This window comes from Streptococcus sp. D7B5, from assembly GCF_029691405.1.
In the GTDB taxonomy this organism is placed as follows: Bacteria; Bacillota; Bacilli; order Lactobacillales; family Streptococcaceae; genus Streptococcus.
This window is the reverse complement of the sequence record NZ_CP121467.1, coordinates 932,784-947,936: the sequence shown is the minus strand read 5'-3', so window position 1 is coordinate 947,936 and position 15,153 is coordinate 932,784. Positions and strand designations below refer to the sequence as shown.

Genomic DNA, 15,153 nt, shown 5'->3' with positions numbered 1-15,153 from the left:
TGCGATATTTCCTTGAAATTTTCTGAAAAAAGAGTAAACTGGTATGCAAGAAGTCTATTTCGTGGAGTTTAGGATGAAATTATATGTTCAATTAATGATTCTCTTTGTGATTTCTCTAATCGGTGAGGGAATCTCCAGTTTCTTTCATCTGCCCATCCCAGGCAGTATTATCGGTTTGATTATTCTCTTTCTAGCCTTACAGTTCAAGTGGCTAAGGATCAGGCATGTCAATATGGTTGGGAATTTTCTGCTGGCCAATATGACCATTCTCTTTTTGCCGCCAGCAGTGGGAATCATGGAGAAGTTTGATGTGATTGCTCCTTATCTTTTGCCTATCGTCTTGATTGTCTTTTTTGCAGCTGTCATTAACATTGTCCTCATAGCTCTAGTGGTTCAGTTTATCAAGAGACGATTTGAGGGAGATTATGAGAAAGGAGATGCCAAATGAGCGAATTTGTTTCCAATCCTCTATTTGGGATTGCATTATCTATCCTAGCCTATCTAGTAGGAATGCTGATTTACAGACGTTTTCCCCATCCATTGACAACGCCCCTGCTTTTGTCAGCCATTTTTATCATTATTTTCCTTAAGGCGACGGGTATTTCTTATCAAGATTATTACCAAGGTGGGGTTTATCTGAACAACTTGATTGTCCCATCGACCGTGGCTTTAGGGATTCCGCTTTATAAGAGTTTTCACCTGATGAAGCATCATGCTCGGAGTATTCTCTTTGGTAGTCTGTTAGCAGTAGTTGTCAATACTTGTTTCACTGCCATAGTAGCGAAAATATTTGGCATGGACTTTTTCCTAGCCATTTCTCTCTTTCCCAAGTCAGTGACAACCGCCATGGCAGTGGGAATCACAGAAAAATTGCAAGGATTAACAACTGTAACCTTGGTCGTCGTAGTGGCAACTGGGATTCTAACTAGTGTAATCGGACCAACCCTTTTGAAATGGTTGAAGATCGATGACCCAGTGGCTGTGGGACTTTCTCTTGGAGGAACAGGTCATGCTGTCGGAACGGGAACCGCCTTTCGATACGGATCGGTAGCAGGAGCCATGGGTGGCTTGGCTATCGGTGTCACTGGTATTCTCTACGTCTTTGTCAGCCCCATCGTAGCCAGTTTGATATTGAGTTAATAAGCAAGGAATTTAAGTTCCTTGCTTTTTCGAATCGTATGTTATAGGTTTTTACTTTCCCAATTTGTAAAATTAAGCTAGACAGAAGCAGATTCTTAGTAAAAAATCACTTCTCTCACTTTCTTGCCGTATTTATAGACAATATACATAAATAACCAAAAAACACCTAGGACTATTTTAAAATCCTAGATGTTTTTCCTGATGTGCTAAGAAATATTTTACGCAAATACAGATAATAAAGGCCAAGCAATCCTAAAACAACCAAATCAACGAAAAATTGCCAACCAAAAACCTGAATGCGATTCCTAAAAAGACTGGTCAATAGAATCAGCAGAGCATCTCCCCAGAAAGCAAGACCAGCCAAAGTAAGGGCTAATTTTCTTCTGAAAAAATAGAAAATCGGACTCAAGGTAGCAGCTAACAAATGGCTAAACCACACAATTACAAAGACAACAGGATAATGGCTAAAGTAAACCATAATAGCTGAATTATAATGTTCTGCAAAATAAGTCTGGTTACGCGTCATTACCATGACAAAATCATAGCAGCCTATCAAATTCAAGAAAAATATAAACACTGCAAAGCTAAGACCAAAACCAGTAATTTTTTTCATTTCATTAACCCCATTTCTTCAAAAGCTTGAATAAAAAAATCGCTCTTCAACAAGGCCAAGCCTTGATTGACATCACCTAAAACCATAAGGTTGTCGTCTTTTTGGATGTTAAAAATTTTTCTCGCTCGTGCAGGAATGACGATTTGTCCCTTTTCACCAACAGTTACCGTTCCAAAAATATACTTCCCTTCTTTGGCTTTAGTAGCAAAAGGAGAGACATCCCCATTAACCAACTCATCTAAGCTGATATCAAAAATTTCTGCCAAACGACTTGAAGAAATAATATCCGGTAAACTGTCGCCCAATTCCCACTTACTGAGAGTCTGACGAGATACGCCTACTTTTTCAGCTAATTTTTCCTGAGAATAACCTGACTTTTTCCTTAGCAGAGCAATCGTTTCACTAATCATACTTTTCCTACCTCTTTTCCTGAACTCATTATAGAGCCTTCTTGTCCAACTTTCAAGCATCTTTTATTGGCAAAACGAGAGTTTTTTGTTAAAAATCATAGCAAAAAAGAAGCCCGTCTGATCTCTAGTACAAATACTAGAACTTTTTATATTCCTAATTCAATTTTTTTAACACCCAATTTGTAAAATTAATCTAGACAGAAAAAGCCATCTATGTTAGGCTCAGATAAACTACCACATTTGTCTGAAAGGAACCAACATAAATGACCTATACTCATCTTACCACAAACGAGCTTGTAATGATAGAGGCTTACTATCAAGAAAACATAAAAGTTTCAGATATTGTGACTTCACTTGGCAGATCAAAACAGACAATCTACAATGTCATCAACTATCTGAAAGAGGGGCACTCTGCTTATGATTACTATAACCGATATAAAATCAATAAGAAACGCTGTGGCAGGAATAAAACCAGTCTTACGCAATCAGAAAAAGATTTTATCCAAACTCTTTTAGAACAAAATTGGAGTCTTGATGTTATTAAAGGAACTTATTCAATTTTTTAATCTAGTTAGAAAATGAGATAAAGAAAAGGATAGCCTCTCAGTGATGAGATGTTATCCTTTTTTTGACGTTTAAACTATTGCAAATTAACCTTGTTTTTCAAGATATAGTAGGTTCCGAGATAGTAGATAGCTGATAAAAAGAGATCGCGCAAGATTTCTGTACTAATCATCATGTTAAGGTCATTGTCAACTCTTAAGAAGAAAGTGATATAACCAATAACGATTGAAATAACGATATAGGCTAGAATCCCCATAGCTGTTCGATACTCGTTAAAGAGTTGTCCGATAGAGATGGAGAGGTAAATGGATAAAATCCATGCGATTGAACCGACAAATAGTGATAGGGCATACAGCCAGCCGTAGCTGAGGTAAGGGGAGATGAAGTTATAGAGGGCAGTGAAGTCTTTTTCTATTGGTGTTAAGAAGATGATGATCAATATACTCAAGATAAAGACAATATAGCTTAAGATGGACCAGACAAGACCGCCTAAAAGTTTTGCGGTGATGATTTGGTGCTCAGAGACAGGCAAGGTCAAGGTCAAGTACCCTTGGCGGTCATAAACACTGCCTTTAAATCTTCGGATGATTAAAAAGATTGTTGCAATCCAAAGAGTGACGCTGAGTCCTCCAAAGACTAGTACTAAAAAGAAGATGAAATAAGCAGCATTGTTAGGATTGTAACTCTGGCTAAGACTGTTAATAAAAGCTCCAATCAAAACTGAAATTGCAAGTACCGCACCGTAGAGTGCCAGATACCATTTATTGACATTTTTAAATTCATAACGAACTAGATTCCAAAACATAATAATCTCCTTTGCTTAGGCTTTAAATTCCTGGCGGAAGAGCTGGTCAATTGATTCACCTGACTCGTAACGAATATCATCAACATTTCCTTGGCGGACGACTTTTCCGTCTTTGAGGAAGATGATCTCATCCAAGATTGGTTCAATATCTGAAATCAAGTGGGTTGAAATCAGTACCGTAGAGGTTGGGGAATAGTTGTTGATGATGGTATTGAGGATATAATCACGGGCAGCTGGATCCACGCCTCCGATTGGTTCATCGAGGACATAAAGACGAGCTTCGCGGCTCATGACCAAAATCAGTTGTACCTTTTCCTTATTCCCTTTTGATAGTTTCTTGAGGCGACTATTCTCATCAATACCAAGATCAGCTAGCAAGTGTTGGGCTCTTTCGAGATTGAAATCCTGATAGAAGGTTTTAAAATAGGTTAGAGCATCCTTGACCTTCATCTCTTCATTGAGATAAGTTGTGTCAGGAAGGTAAGAGACAATCGCCTTTGTAGCAGGACTTGGATCCAATCCGTTAATGAGAACACGTCCTTTATCAGGCTGAAGAAGGCCATTGATCAGTTTGATTAAGGTCGTTTTTCCAGATCCATTTGGGCCGAGGAGACCAACAATTTTTCCAGCCGAAATCTCAAGAGAGATATTGTCAAGTGCCGCAGTTGCTCCATATGATTTTGTTACATTTTCAAGTGCTAGTAGTGTCATAGTCTTAAACTCCTTTAATATAGTCGCTTAATACATTTGGCAGTTCTTCTTTTTTGTAGCCAAATTGAAGCATGCAAGAGACGAATTGTTGTAGCTGCTCCTCGGAAAGTTGTTTGCGGGACTGAAGGATGAGGTCCAAATCCTCGGTGACAAATCGACCAGTTGTCCGCTTGCTGTATACAAATCCTTCACGTTCGAGGTCAGACAAGGCGCGCTGAATGGTATTAGGATTGACCCCAGCCTCGCTCGCCAAATCTCTCACGGTAGGGAGCTGTTGGTTGGGTTCCAGCTCATGGGAAACAATCTGTAGTTTGATTTTTTCCATAATCTGTAAATAAATCGGTTTTGTATTATCAAATGACCAGGACATCATAGTCTCCTTTCTTTGTCTTTCTTGTTCTAATTAAATAATACAATAAAACAAAAAAACTTGTCAAGTAAAAATAAGAATTGTTTTGGGAATTGCTCAAAAAATGGTATAATGAAAAGAAAACGACAAGGAGGGAAATGCATGCGTTGTCCAAAATGTGGGGCTACCAAGTCTAGTGTTGTTGATAGTCGACAAGCCGAAGAAGGAAATACCATCCGCCGAAGACGCGAGTGCGACGAGTGTCAGCATCGTTTTACAACCTATGAACGAGTAGAAGAAAGAACGCTGGTTGTCGTCAAAAAAGACGGTACGCGAGAGCAGTTTTCGAGAGATAAAATCTTTAATGGGATTATCCGCTCAGCCCAGAAACGTCCTGTTTCAAGTGATGAAATCGGCATGGTGGTCAATCGCATCGAGCAAAAACTCCGTAGTCGCAGTGAGAATGAGATCCAAAGTGAATATATTGGTTCTTTAGTCATGGAAGAATTGGCGGAGCTGGATGAGATTACCTATGTTCGTTTTGCCAGTGTTTATCGTAGCTTTAAGGATGTGAGTGAGTTGGAGAGTCTGCTCCAGCAAATCACCCAGTCCTCTAAAAAGAAAAAGGAAAAATAGATGAAGCCAAATGACCGTTTTTCTTTTATAAAGAATAATCGGGTGTCGCAAGATACCTCTTCTCTGGTGCAGTGCTACCTCCCGATTATCGGTCAGGAGGCACTGAGCCTCTATCTATATACCATTACCTTTTGGGATGGTGGGCAAAAGGAGCATCTCTTTTCCCACATCCTCAATCACTTAAACTTCGGCATGCCGACCTTGCTCCAATCCTTTAAAGTCTTATCTGCCTTGGATTTGTTGACCCTTTATCAGAAGGGGGAAACTTATGAATTGCAGCTTCATTCTCCCCTCTCCAGTCAAGAATTTCTAAGCCATTCTGTCTATAGCAGATTATTAGAGAAAAAGATTGGGGATACAGCTGTTTCTGCTATGAAGCAGGCTCCAAATGAGGGAGAAGCACTCTCTGTTTCTTTGAGCCAAGTCTTTCCAACCCTGACCGAAGAAGTGACCCCAAGCGAGTCTAAAAGCAAGTTAAAAAATGATTTTGACTTGGAACATTTCCAGCGGCTGATGGCTCGAGATGGCTTGCGTTTTGAAGACGAGCAGGCGGATGTTTTGGAATTATTCGCCATCGCAGATGAAAAAAAATGGACCTGGTTTGAAACCTATCAATTAGCTAAGGCGACAGCGGTGGCTCAGGTTATTTCAGTCAAACGCATGCGTGAAAAGATATCGCAAAAGCAGGTTTCTTCTGACTTTAGCCCCAAAGAAATGACCATTATCAGGGAAGCCAAAAATAAAACTCCCCTGCATTTTTTAGCTGAAATCAAGCAAACGCGTAAGGGGAACATCACCCAAAGTGAAAGAGAACTCCTTCATCAGATGGCGTCTTTAGGCTTGTTGGATGAAGTCATCAATATCGTCTTGCTTCTAACCTTTAACAAGGTTGATTCGGCCAATGTCAATGAGAAATATGCCATGAAGGTCGCCAATGACTATGCTTATCAAAAAATTCGGACAGCAGAAGAGGCTGTGCTTCGGATTCGAGAGCGTCAGCAAAAAGGCCAGGAAGACCAGAAATCGAAAACTAGCTCGACTAAGAGCAATGTTCCCAAGTGGAGTAATCCCGAATACAAGAATCAAACCAGTGAGGAAACTCGTCTGGAATTAGAACGCAAAAAACAAGAAATGTTAGCCCGATTAGAAGGAGGAGGAGACTAGATGGAAAGTGTTGGTGATGTAATCAAACGTCAGACAAGTCGTTTTCAGTATCAGGACTTGGTCCAGCAGATCATGAAGGACCCCGATGTAGCGGCTTTTATCCAGAAAGAATCCCTCAGCCCAGAGGAGTTGAATCGTAGCGTCTCCAAGTTCAACCAATATATCACAGAACGGGATAAGTTTCTTCGTGGGGATGCGGACTATATAGCGCGTGGCTACAAGCCTATCTTGGTTATGAATCACGGATATGCGGATGTGTCTTATGAAGAAACACCAGAACTAATCGCGGCTGAAAAAGAGGCGGCAATCAAGAATCGTCTCAAGTTGATCAATCTACCAGCAAGCCTTAAGAAAGCGAAGTTGGCTCAGATTGACCTGGATGATCTAGGACGTTTACCGATTTTTGAGAGACTCTATTCCTTTGTTGACCTTTACCCTAGTATCCGAAAAGGCCTCTATCTTTACGGAGATTTTGGTGTTGGTAAGAGTTTTATGATGGCAGCCTTAGCTCATGACCTATCTGAAAAACGTGGGGCATCAACGACCATTCTCCATTATCCAAGTTTTGTCATTGATGTGAAAAATGCCATCGGTGAAGGATCTGTGAAGACCTTGGTGGATGACATCAAGTTAGCAGAGGTCCTGGTCTTGGATGATATTGGTGCAGAGCAGTCGACACCTTGGGTACGTGATGAGATTCTCCAAGTCATTCTTCAGTACCGCATGCAGGAAGATTTGCCAACCTTCTTTACTTCCAACTTTAATTTCCAAGATTTGGAAAAACATTTTGCCAAAGGAAAGAATGGAAATGACGAGACTTGGGAAGCTAGACGGGTCATGGAACGAATCCGTTATTTGGCTGAGGAGACAAGACTAGAAGGAGAAAACCGCCGATGACAGAAACCATTAAACTGATGAAAGCTCACACTTCAGTTCGTCGCTTTAAGGAGCAAGAGATTCCTCAAGTAGACTTGGACGAGATTTTGACTGCTGGACAAATGGCGTCATCTTGGAAAAATTTCCAATCCTACTCTGTGATTCTTGTGCGCAGTCAAGAGAAGAAAGATGCTCTTTATGAATTAGTTCCCCAGGAAGCCATTCGCCAGTCAGCAGCCTTTTTGCTTTTTGTCGGTGACTTGAATCGAGCGGAAAAGGGAGCAATCCTTCATACGGATATTTTCCAACCTCAAGGAGTGGAAGGTCTCCTTATCACGTCTGTGGACGCGGCTCTTGCGGGGCAAAATACCTTGCTTGCAGCGGAGAGTCTGGGATATGGTGGTGTGATTATCGGTTTGGTCCGTTACAAGTCAGAAGAAGTGGCAGTGCTCTTTAACCTGCCTGACTATACCTACCCTGTTTTTGGGATTGCCCTTGGCGTGCCAGATCAACAACACGATGTCAAACCAAGACTGCCTTTGAACCAAGTGGTATTTGAAGAAGAATACCAAAAACAGCCAGTTAAAGCGATTTTGGACTATGACCAAGTACAGGCAGACTATGCTGGTGCGCGTGCGACAACCTCTTGGAGTCAACGTTTGGCAGAGCAGTTTGGTCAAGCCGAACCTAGTTCAACTCGGAAGAATCTAGAACAGAAAAAGTTATTGTAGAAAGTGAGAAAACATGGCCTTACCAACTATTGCCATTGTGGGACGTCCCAATGTTGGGAAATCAACCCTATTTAATCGGATCGCTGGTGAGCGGATCTCAATCGTAGAAGATGTCGAGGGTGTGACACGTGACCGTATCTATGCAACGGGTGAGTGGCTCAATCGTTCCTTTAGTATGATTGATACTGGAGGGATTGACGACGTCGATGCTCCCTTCATGGAGCAAATCAAGCACCAGGCAGAAATCGCTATGGAAGAAGCGGATGTCATCGTTTTTGTGGTGTCTGGTAAAGAAGGGATTACAGATGCGGACGAGTACGTAGCTCGCAAACTCTATAAAACCCATAAACCTGTTATCCTTGCCGTTAACAAGGTTGACAACCCAGAAATGCGAAATGATATTTTTGATTTCTATGCGCTAGGATTGGGCGAACCGCTGCCAATTTCGTCTGTCCACGGTATCGGTACGGGTGATGTGCTGGATGCCATTGTGGAAAATCTACCACACGAAGTTGAAGAAGAAAATCCAGACGTGATTAAATTTAGCTTGATTGGCCGTCCTAACGTTGGAAAATCAAGTTTGATTAACGCTATTTTGGGAGAAGACCGCGTGATTGCTAGTCCAGTAGCTGGAACAACGCGCGATGCCATTGATACTCATTTTACAGATACGGATGGACAAGAGTTTACCATGATTGATACAGCTGGTATGCGTAAGTCTGGTAAAGTCTATGAAAATACGGAGAAATACTCTGTCATGCGTGCCATGCGTGCTATTGACCGTTCTGACGTGGTCTTGATGGTCCTCAATGCCGAAGAAGGTATTCGCGAGTACGACAAGCGTATCGCAGGTTTTGCCCACGAAGCCGGTAAAGGGATGATTATCGTGGTCAACAAGTGGGATACCCTTGAGAAAGACAACCACACCATGAAGAAATGGGAAGAGGATATCCGTGAGCAGTTCCAATATCTGCCTTATGCGCCGATTGTCTTTGTATCCGCTCTTACCAAGCAACGTCTCCACAAATTGCCTGAGATGATCAAGCAAATCAGTGAAAGCCAAAACACACGGATTCCATCAGCTGTCTTGAATGATGTCATTATGGATGCCATTGCTATCAACCCAACACCGACAGACAAAGGCAAGCGCCTCAAGATTTTCTACGCAACCCAAGTGGCAACCAAGCCACCAACCTTTGTCATCTTTGTCAATGAAGAAGAACTCATGCACTTCTCTTACTTACGTTTCTTGGAAAATCAAATCCGCAAGGCTTTTGTCTTTGAAGGAACACCAATTCACTTGATTGCAAGAAAACGCAAGTAAACCTTGCTTGTTTTCCTATAAGAATAAATTGAAAGAAGACTTCATAGTCTTCTTTTTTCTATACTAAAAGGGGAGAAAAGAACCTGCCAAATTGGAGGAGAATCTGTCATCAAAATTCAATCATTCTCCTATCTTTTGTAATCTATTTGTAATGAAAATGCACTTTCTTTGTAAAAATCAAAATGCTATAATTCCTTAAATCAATTTTCCTTTATCAGGGAGGTTATTATGAAAAAAAGCAGATTATTTAAACATAGTTTGTTGGTTCGCTTGCTTGGGTTGCTGATGGTCTTTCTCTTCTTGTCAGCATTCACAGCACCTGAAAAACCTGAGTACGGGATCTATGACCCGGATCATTATTTAACGGATGAGACTATAAGTCAGATTCGGGAATTGAATAATGTCAATAGTAAAAAATCAGAAAAATTCCAGATGGGTGTTTACGTTGTGAAAAGCTTAGATGGAGAAACAATCGAGACTGTAGCCAATGAAACAGCTAGAGCTTGGAAGATTGGCTACTCGGGAGACAATCACGGTGTCTTGATTGTGGTAGCAGTCCAAGATAGAAAATCACGGATTGAAACCAGTAATAATGTGGCCAGTAAGATCACTGACTATCAGACTCACAGGTTCTTGACAACAGCACGTCCTTACTTTAAAAATGGTGATTATAACAAGGGTGTTCTCTCAATAGTCAATAATCTCAACTACATGTTCTATAGTGGATCGAGTACGACTGCTTCAAGTTCTAAAAGTAGTTACGACTATACTACCAACTCTAGTCGCTTAAGGGAACTGGAAAGGTATGCTGGTGAGAGGAGTTCTTCACGACGTCATCGAAAAAGCAGTTCGAGTGACGGAGTTATCGGATTTGGAATTCTCATTTACTTCATCGTGATGATTATCGGATTTATATCTGGAGGTCGTGGTGGTGGTTCACATGGCGATGATTCTGGCGGTGGCTGGTGGGGTAGTGACTCATCAGATTCAGGATCTTCTTGGTCTGACTCAGGCTCCGACTCATCTGGAGGCTGGGACGGCGGTGGCTTTGATGGCGGTGGTTCGTCTGATGACTGGTGAGTGATCATATATTGCTCAAACCGATTTCTCCATACAGTAAGGTGATTCCTTTGCAACAGTTCACTCCTTAATTAAAAATAAAAACAAAGTTTGGGAAATTGATTTAAAATCTGAGTATTTTCTCAGAAAAGTTGATAAAAGAAAGTGTTAAGGTTTTGATATGAAACAAAATAAAGTAATTCTCTCAATAGTGGCGATCTTTTTTGGACTACTAGTTCTGGGAAGTTGTTCCGCAGTGACGACCTATAATGGTCTGGTTGGTGAACAGACTAAAGTGGAGCAGGCTCAGGCCGATGTCTCGACAGCCCTCCAACGTCGTTCGGACTTGATTGGTAACTTGGTGGAGTCCGTTAAAGGACAAATGAATCATGAAACCGAAGTCTTTACCAAGATTGCTGATGCTAGAGCTAAAATCGGTAGTAGCTCAGTAACTTCGGAAGAAAACCAAAAGGCTCAGGGAGAATTGAGCTCTGCTCTTTCCCGCTTGATTTCCTTGACGGAGAATTATCCAGAACTCAAGAGCAATCAAAATGTTGAGCAACTAATGGTCGAACTTTCAGGCAGTGAAAATCGTATCTTTGTAGCACGTAAGGATTATAATAAAGTCGCAGCCGAGTACAATCAAAAGTTGAGAAGTTTTCCAACTGTGCTTTTTGCGAATATGATGAACTTTAAAGAAGCTGAAACCTTTAAAGAAACAGAAGAAGCCAAGACAGTTCCTAAGGTCGATTTTGGAACATCTTCATCAAGTCAATAAAGTGAATCAGCCTATGAATAAAGGAATTTCTCTAGTATGACTAGTGATTTCAAACTCAAACCTGGAAAGCTTTTTCCAGGTTTTTTTGGTATAATAAAAGGGAAGAGACAGTGACTCAAATGGAGGTTTGCTATGGAGAAAACAAAAGCCTTTCTTGAAGCGCACTACAAGAGATATATTCTTACGATTTGCCTTCTCTGGTTCCTCATGTTTTTCCTTCCTTGGGATTGGCAAATAGGAGGAGTTTCAGTATATTATTTCGTTATGAAAAAACTCTTTGTGGTTTTTGGAGTTTTATCCATCCTATACTCCGTGCTGATTAAAAAAATCAGTCTTCTCATCTTTGGCATCATCTTTTGCTTGGCCTTCTGGATCAATCTCTTTTGGTATTTTGGGATATTGCCTATATTCTTGGGAAATTAAACATTAAAAAATGAAGGACTAGACTAGCTTCTAGTCCTTTTTTCTTCCTTATTAAAATAGTTGGAGATATGAAAATAATTTTGTTGACGGACTGTCTGTATGATATAATAAGTCCCGTAAAATGAAGATTAAGGGATTTGAAAAATGGCTAAAAAAGTAAAAGATTATTATGACTTGGCTTATGCTAGGGATTTGAGTCGACGGTTGCAAGAAGCGTCCCCTGCATTTGATGAGCGAAAGTTTAGGTTGTTGGTAGAAAAAGACTTGGAAGAGTTGGAGTTTAGCCAGCGTCAAGAACTCTTGGCTAAAAGTATCAAAGATTGCCTTCCCCTATCTTATGAGGACTCTCTCAAGGTTTTTGAGAAAATTTTGGGTCCCGAGTTGGAGGGTGGTTTAGGTATGTTCTCAGAAGGATATTGGCTTTGGCCAATCGGAAAATATGTAGAGCTATATGGGGACAAGGAATTTGAATTGAGCGCGGCCTTTAGTAAGGAACTAACCAAGCGATTTACTGGAGAATTTTCTATGAGACCTTTGCTGGCTCGCTATCCTAAGGCTACAATGGCTTTGCTGTTAGAATGGAGTCGGGATGAAAATTTGCGCGTTCGTAGACTTGCCAGCGAATGTATGCGTATCCGTCTGCCTTGGGCTAAGAAACAAACCGTGGTATTGGATTATTTTGAGGATTTCACCACTATTCTGACCAATCTAAAGGATGATAGAGACAAGTCCATTCAAAAAAGTGTAGCTAATAATTTAAATGATTTATACAAGGAAGATCCTGATAAGTTTGAAAGGATTCTTCAAACTTGGCAAAAGAAGGAGCTAAGTCCAAGTTGTGCTTGGATCATCAAGCATGCATCTCGAACAAAAAACAAAAAGGTAGCCACAGAAGATTGATGCAAAAAAAACTGAATTTCAGCTGGCCTTTTCCGTTGTAAATTAAGGATTCTTTCTTGAAAAATAATGGTAAATATGCTAAAATTAAAAGAACATTCTAAAATATTCAGAATAAAAAGTAAGGAAAATCATGGCTAATATTTTAAAAACGATTATTGAAAATGATAAAGGAGAACTTCGTCGTCTGGAAAAGATGGCTGATAAGGTTCTTAACTATGAGAGCCAAATGGCTGCAATGTCAGACGAAGAACTAAAAGCGAAAACTGACGAATTTAAAGAGCGGTACAATAAGGGTGAATCACTTGATTCATTGCTATATGAGGCTTTTGCAGTAGTTCGTGAAGCTGCAAAACGTGTCCTTGGGCTCTTCCCTTATAAGGTTCAGGTCATGGGTGGGATTGTTCTTCACCATGGTGACGTTCCAGAGATGCGTACGGGTGAAGGGAAGACCTTGACAGCGACTATGCCAGTGTACCTCAATGCCCTTGCAGGTAAAGGGGTTCACGTAGTTACAGTCAACGAATACCTAACAGAACGTGACGCGACTGAAATGGGTGAATTGTACTCATGGCTCGGTCTGTCAGTAGGGATTAACTTGGCAGCAAAATCTCCAATGGAGAAAAAAGAAGCTTATCTTTGTGATATTACCTACTCAACCAACTCAGAGATTGGTTTCGACTACCTTCGTGATAACATGGTCGTTCGTGCAGAAAACATGGTGCAACGTCCACTCAATTATGCCTTGGTCGATGAGGTTGACTCAATTTTGATCGACGAAGCCCGTACACCATTGATCGTTTCAGGTGCCAACGCAGTTGAAACAAGCCAACTCTACCATATGGCGGACCACTTCGTGAAATCCTTGGACAAGGATGACTATATCATTGACGTTCAGTCTAAGACGATCGGTTTGTCAGACTCTGGTATTGACAAGGCAGAGAGCTACTTCAAACTAGAAAATCTCTACGACATTGAAAATGTAGCTCTTACTCACTTTATCGACAATGCCCTCCGTGCCAACTATATCATGATTCTCGATATCGACTATGTGGTTAGTGAAGAGCAGGAAATCTTGATTGTCGACCAATTTACAGGTCGTACCATGGAAGGTCGTCGTTACTCTGATGGTTTGCACCAAGCGATTGAAGCAAAAGAAGGTGTGCCAATCCAAGATGAGACTAAGACTTCAGCTTCTATTACCTACCAAAACCTCTTCCGTATGTATAAGAAATTGGCAGGTATGACAGGTACTGGTAAAACAGAAGAAGAAGAATTCCGCGAAATTTACAACATTCGTGTTATCCCAATCCCAACCAACCGTCCAATTCAACGTATCGACCACTCAGACCTTCTCTATGCAAGTCTTGATGCGAAATTTAAGGCTGTAGTTGAAGATGTAAAAGCTCGTTACCAAAAAGGTCAGCCGGTCTTGGTAGGTACAGTTGCCGTTGAAACGAGTGACTTCCTTTCTAAGAAATTGGTAGCAGCAGGTGTTCCTCACGAAGTCTTGAATGCGAAGAACCACTACAGAGAAGCGCAAATCATCATGAACGCTGGTCAACGTGGTGCCGTTACCATCGCAACCAACATGGCCGGTCGTGGTACCGACATCAAGCTTGGTGAAGGGGTTCGTGAACTTGGTGGACTTTGTGTTATCGGTACAGAACGTCACGAAAGTCGCCGTATTGATAACCAGCTTCGTGGACGTTCTGGGCGTCAAGGAGACCCAGGTGAGTCACAATTCTACTTGTCTCTTGAAGATGATTTGATGAAACGTTTCGGTTCAGAACGTTTGAAAGGTGTCTTTGAACGACTCAACATGTCTGACGAAGCCATCGAATCTCGCATGTTAACGCGTCAAGTTGAAGCAGCTCAAAAACGTGTCGAAGGAAACAACTACGACACTCGTAAACAAGTCCTTCAATACGATGACGTTATGCGAGAACAACGTGAGATTATCTATGCGCAACGTTATGATGTCATTACTGCAGACCGTGACTTGGCACCAGAAATCCATGCTATGATTCGTCGTACAATTGGACGTATCGTGGATGCACATGCACGTTCTAAGGAAGATGAAAAATTGGAAGCAATCTTGAACTTTGCTAAGTATAACTTGCTTCCAGAAGATTCAATTAGCCGTTCAGATCTTGCAGGTCTGTCAGACCAAGCTATCAAAGATGAACTTTTCCAACGTGCCTTGAAAGTCTATGATAGCCAAGTTGCTAAGCTTCGTGACGAAGATGCAGTGAAAGAATTCCAAAAAGTCTTGATTCTACGTGTTGTAGACAACAAGTGGACAGACCATATTGATGCTCTTGACCAGTTGCGAAATGCTGTTGGTCTTCGTGGATATGCCCAAAACAACCCTGTTGTAGAATATCAAGCAGAAGGTTTCCGCATGTTTAACGACATGATTGGATCGATTGAATTCGATGTAACGCGCTTGATGATGAAAGCACAAATCCATGAACAAGAACGTCCGCAAACTGAACACAATATCAGTACAACTGCGACTCGTAATATCGCAGCGCAGCAGGCAAATCTTCCAGAAGATTTGGACTTGAGCCAAATCGGACGAAATGACCAATGCCCATGTGGATCTGGTAAGAAATTCAAGAACTGTCATGGTAAGAGACAATAATATGAGATAAGATACAGGCGGATACC

18 protein-coding genes are annotated in these 15,153 nt (G+C 41.2%); 13 read left to right on the top strand and 5 right to left on the bottom strand.

Translation table 11 applies throughout. The features are described 5' to 3' along the window. Window positions 1-73 precede the first annotated feature (73 nt). Together P8P68_RS04530 and P8P68_RS04525 are read left to right on the top strand one after the other, a co-directional pair. The gene (locus tag P8P68_RS04530; RefSeq protein ID WP_084942970.1) at window positions 74-448 is read left to right on the top strand and encodes a CidA/LrgA family protein; all 375 of its coding nucleotides are present in this window, start codon (window positions 74-76) and stop codon (window positions 446-448) included. Then, window positions 445-1,140 (top strand): LrgB family protein, encoded by a 696-nt coding sequence (locus P8P68_RS04525; RefSeq protein ID WP_042902664.1) that lies wholly within the window; start codon window positions 445-447, stop codon window positions 1,138-1,140. The genes P8P68_RS04530 and P8P68_RS04525 overlap by 4 nt, the downstream gene beginning before the upstream one ends. A gap of 172 nt (window positions 1,141-1,312) precedes the next feature. Here the strand turns inward: P8P68_RS04525 and P8P68_RS04520 are convergent, their stop codons facing one another. Together P8P68_RS04520 and P8P68_RS04515 are read right to left on the bottom strand one after the other, a co-directional pair. Continuing rightward, window positions 1,313-1,753, bottom strand: a complete 441-nt coding sequence (locus P8P68_RS04520) for a hypothetical protein (RefSeq protein ID WP_000724381.1) — start codon at window positions 1,751-1,753, stop codon at window positions 1,313-1,315. Further along, window positions 1,750-2,163: a helix-turn-helix domain-containing protein gene (locus P8P68_RS04515; protein WP_000622651.1), complete on the bottom strand. Its 414-nt coding sequence runs from the start codon at window positions 2,161-2,163 to the stop codon at window positions 1,750-1,752. The genes P8P68_RS04520 and P8P68_RS04515 overlap by 4 nt, the downstream gene beginning before the upstream one ends. A gap of 263 nt (window positions 2,164-2,426) precedes the next feature. Here P8P68_RS04515 and P8P68_RS04510 point away from each other — a divergent pair, with 263 nt between their 5' ends. Continuing rightward, window positions 2,427-2,729 carry a helix-turn-helix domain containing protein gene (locus P8P68_RS04510; protein ID WP_000222599.1) on the top strand — a complete coding sequence of 101 codons (303 nt, stop codon included), beginning with the start codon at window positions 2,427-2,429 and terminating at the stop codon, window positions 2,727-2,729. 74 nt (window positions 2,730-2,803) lie between these two features. On the opposite strand, the gene P8P68_RS04505 is transcribed toward P8P68_RS04510, so the two are convergent. From P8P68_RS04505 to P8P68_RS04495, 3 genes are read right to left on the bottom strand one after another with little or no spacing between them, the layout of a single operon-like run. After that, window positions 2,804-3,532 carry a hypothetical protein gene (locus P8P68_RS04505; RefSeq protein WP_065371348.1) on the bottom strand — a complete coding sequence of 243 codons (729 nt, stop codon included), beginning with the start codon at window positions 3,530-3,532 and terminating at the stop codon, window positions 2,804-2,806. A gap of 15 nt (window positions 3,533-3,547) precedes the next feature. Further along, window positions 3,548-4,243 (bottom strand): ABC transporter ATP-binding protein, encoded by a 696-nt coding sequence (locus P8P68_RS04500; protein WP_000173186.1) that lies wholly within the window; start codon window positions 4,241-4,243, stop codon window positions 3,548-3,550. A gap of 4 nt (window positions 4,244-4,247) precedes the next feature. Then, a complete protein-coding gene (locus P8P68_RS04495; RefSeq protein ID WP_000119117.1) occupies window positions 4,248-4,613 on the bottom strand; it encodes a GntR family transcriptional regulator in 366 nt (121 codons plus the stop codon). Window positions 4,614-4,754: 141 nt separating this feature from the next. On the opposite strand from P8P68_RS04495, the gene nrdR reads away from it, so the two are divergent. The 10 genes from nrdR to secA all read left to right on the top strand — a co-directional run bounded on the left by nrdR (window position 4,755) and on the right by secA (window position 15,127). Continuing rightward, window positions 4,755-5,228, top strand: coding sequence for a transcriptional regulator NrdR (gene nrdR, locus P8P68_RS04490; RefSeq protein ID WP_001203676.1), 474 nt, complete (start codon window positions 4,755-4,757; stop codon window positions 5,226-5,228). After that, window positions 5,229-6,392: a DnaD domain protein gene (locus P8P68_RS04485; RefSeq protein WP_278276265.1), complete on the top strand. Its 1,164-nt coding sequence runs from the start codon at window positions 5,229-5,231 to the stop codon at window positions 6,390-6,392. Continuing rightward, the gene (gene dnaI, locus P8P68_RS04480) at window positions 6,393-7,289 is read left to right on the top strand and encodes a primosomal protein DnaI (protein ID WP_000446489.1); all 897 of its coding nucleotides are present in this window, start codon (window positions 6,393-6,395) and stop codon (window positions 7,287-7,289) included. Next, window positions 7,286-7,999, top strand: coding sequence for an NADPH-dependent oxidoreductase (locus P8P68_RS04475; protein WP_278276264.1), 714 nt, complete (start codon window positions 7,286-7,288; stop codon window positions 7,997-7,999). Before dnaI ends, P8P68_RS04475 begins: the two co-directional genes overlap by 4 nt. A gap of 13 nt (window positions 8,000-8,012) precedes the next feature. Continuing rightward, window positions 8,013-9,323 carry a ribosome biogenesis GTPase Der gene (gene der, locus P8P68_RS04470; RefSeq protein WP_001207688.1) on the top strand — a complete coding sequence of 437 codons (1,311 nt, stop codon included), beginning with the start codon at window positions 8,013-8,015 and terminating at the stop codon, window positions 9,321-9,323. Between the two features lie 228 nt (window positions 9,324-9,551). Then, window positions 9,552-10,403 carry a TPM domain-containing protein gene (locus P8P68_RS04465; protein ID WP_278276263.1) on the top strand — a complete coding sequence of 284 codons (852 nt, stop codon included), beginning with the start codon at window positions 9,552-9,554 and terminating at the stop codon, window positions 10,401-10,403. Between the two features lie 160 nt (window positions 10,404-10,563). After that, window positions 10,564-11,160 (top strand): LemA family protein, encoded by a 597-nt coding sequence (locus P8P68_RS04460; RefSeq protein ID WP_000812473.1) that lies wholly within the window; start codon window positions 10,564-10,566, stop codon window positions 11,158-11,160. 132 nt (window positions 11,161-11,292) lie between these two features. Then, window positions 11,293-11,583, top strand: coding sequence for a hypothetical protein (locus tag P8P68_RS04455; protein ID WP_000415957.1), 291 nt, complete (start codon window positions 11,293-11,295; stop codon window positions 11,581-11,583). 144 nt (window positions 11,584-11,727) lie between these two features. Beyond that, entirely contained in the window at window positions 11,728-12,483 is a 756-nt protein-coding gene (locus P8P68_RS04450; protein WP_001085879.1) for a DNA alkylation repair protein, read from the top strand. 130 nt (window positions 12,484-12,613) lie between these two features. Continuing rightward, window positions 12,614-15,127 carry a preprotein translocase subunit SecA gene (secA, locus tag P8P68_RS04445; RefSeq protein WP_001284114.1) on the top strand — a complete coding sequence of 838 codons (2,514 nt, stop codon included), beginning with the start codon at window positions 12,614-12,616 and terminating at the stop codon, window positions 15,125-15,127. Window positions 15,128-15,153 lie beyond the last annotated feature (26 nt).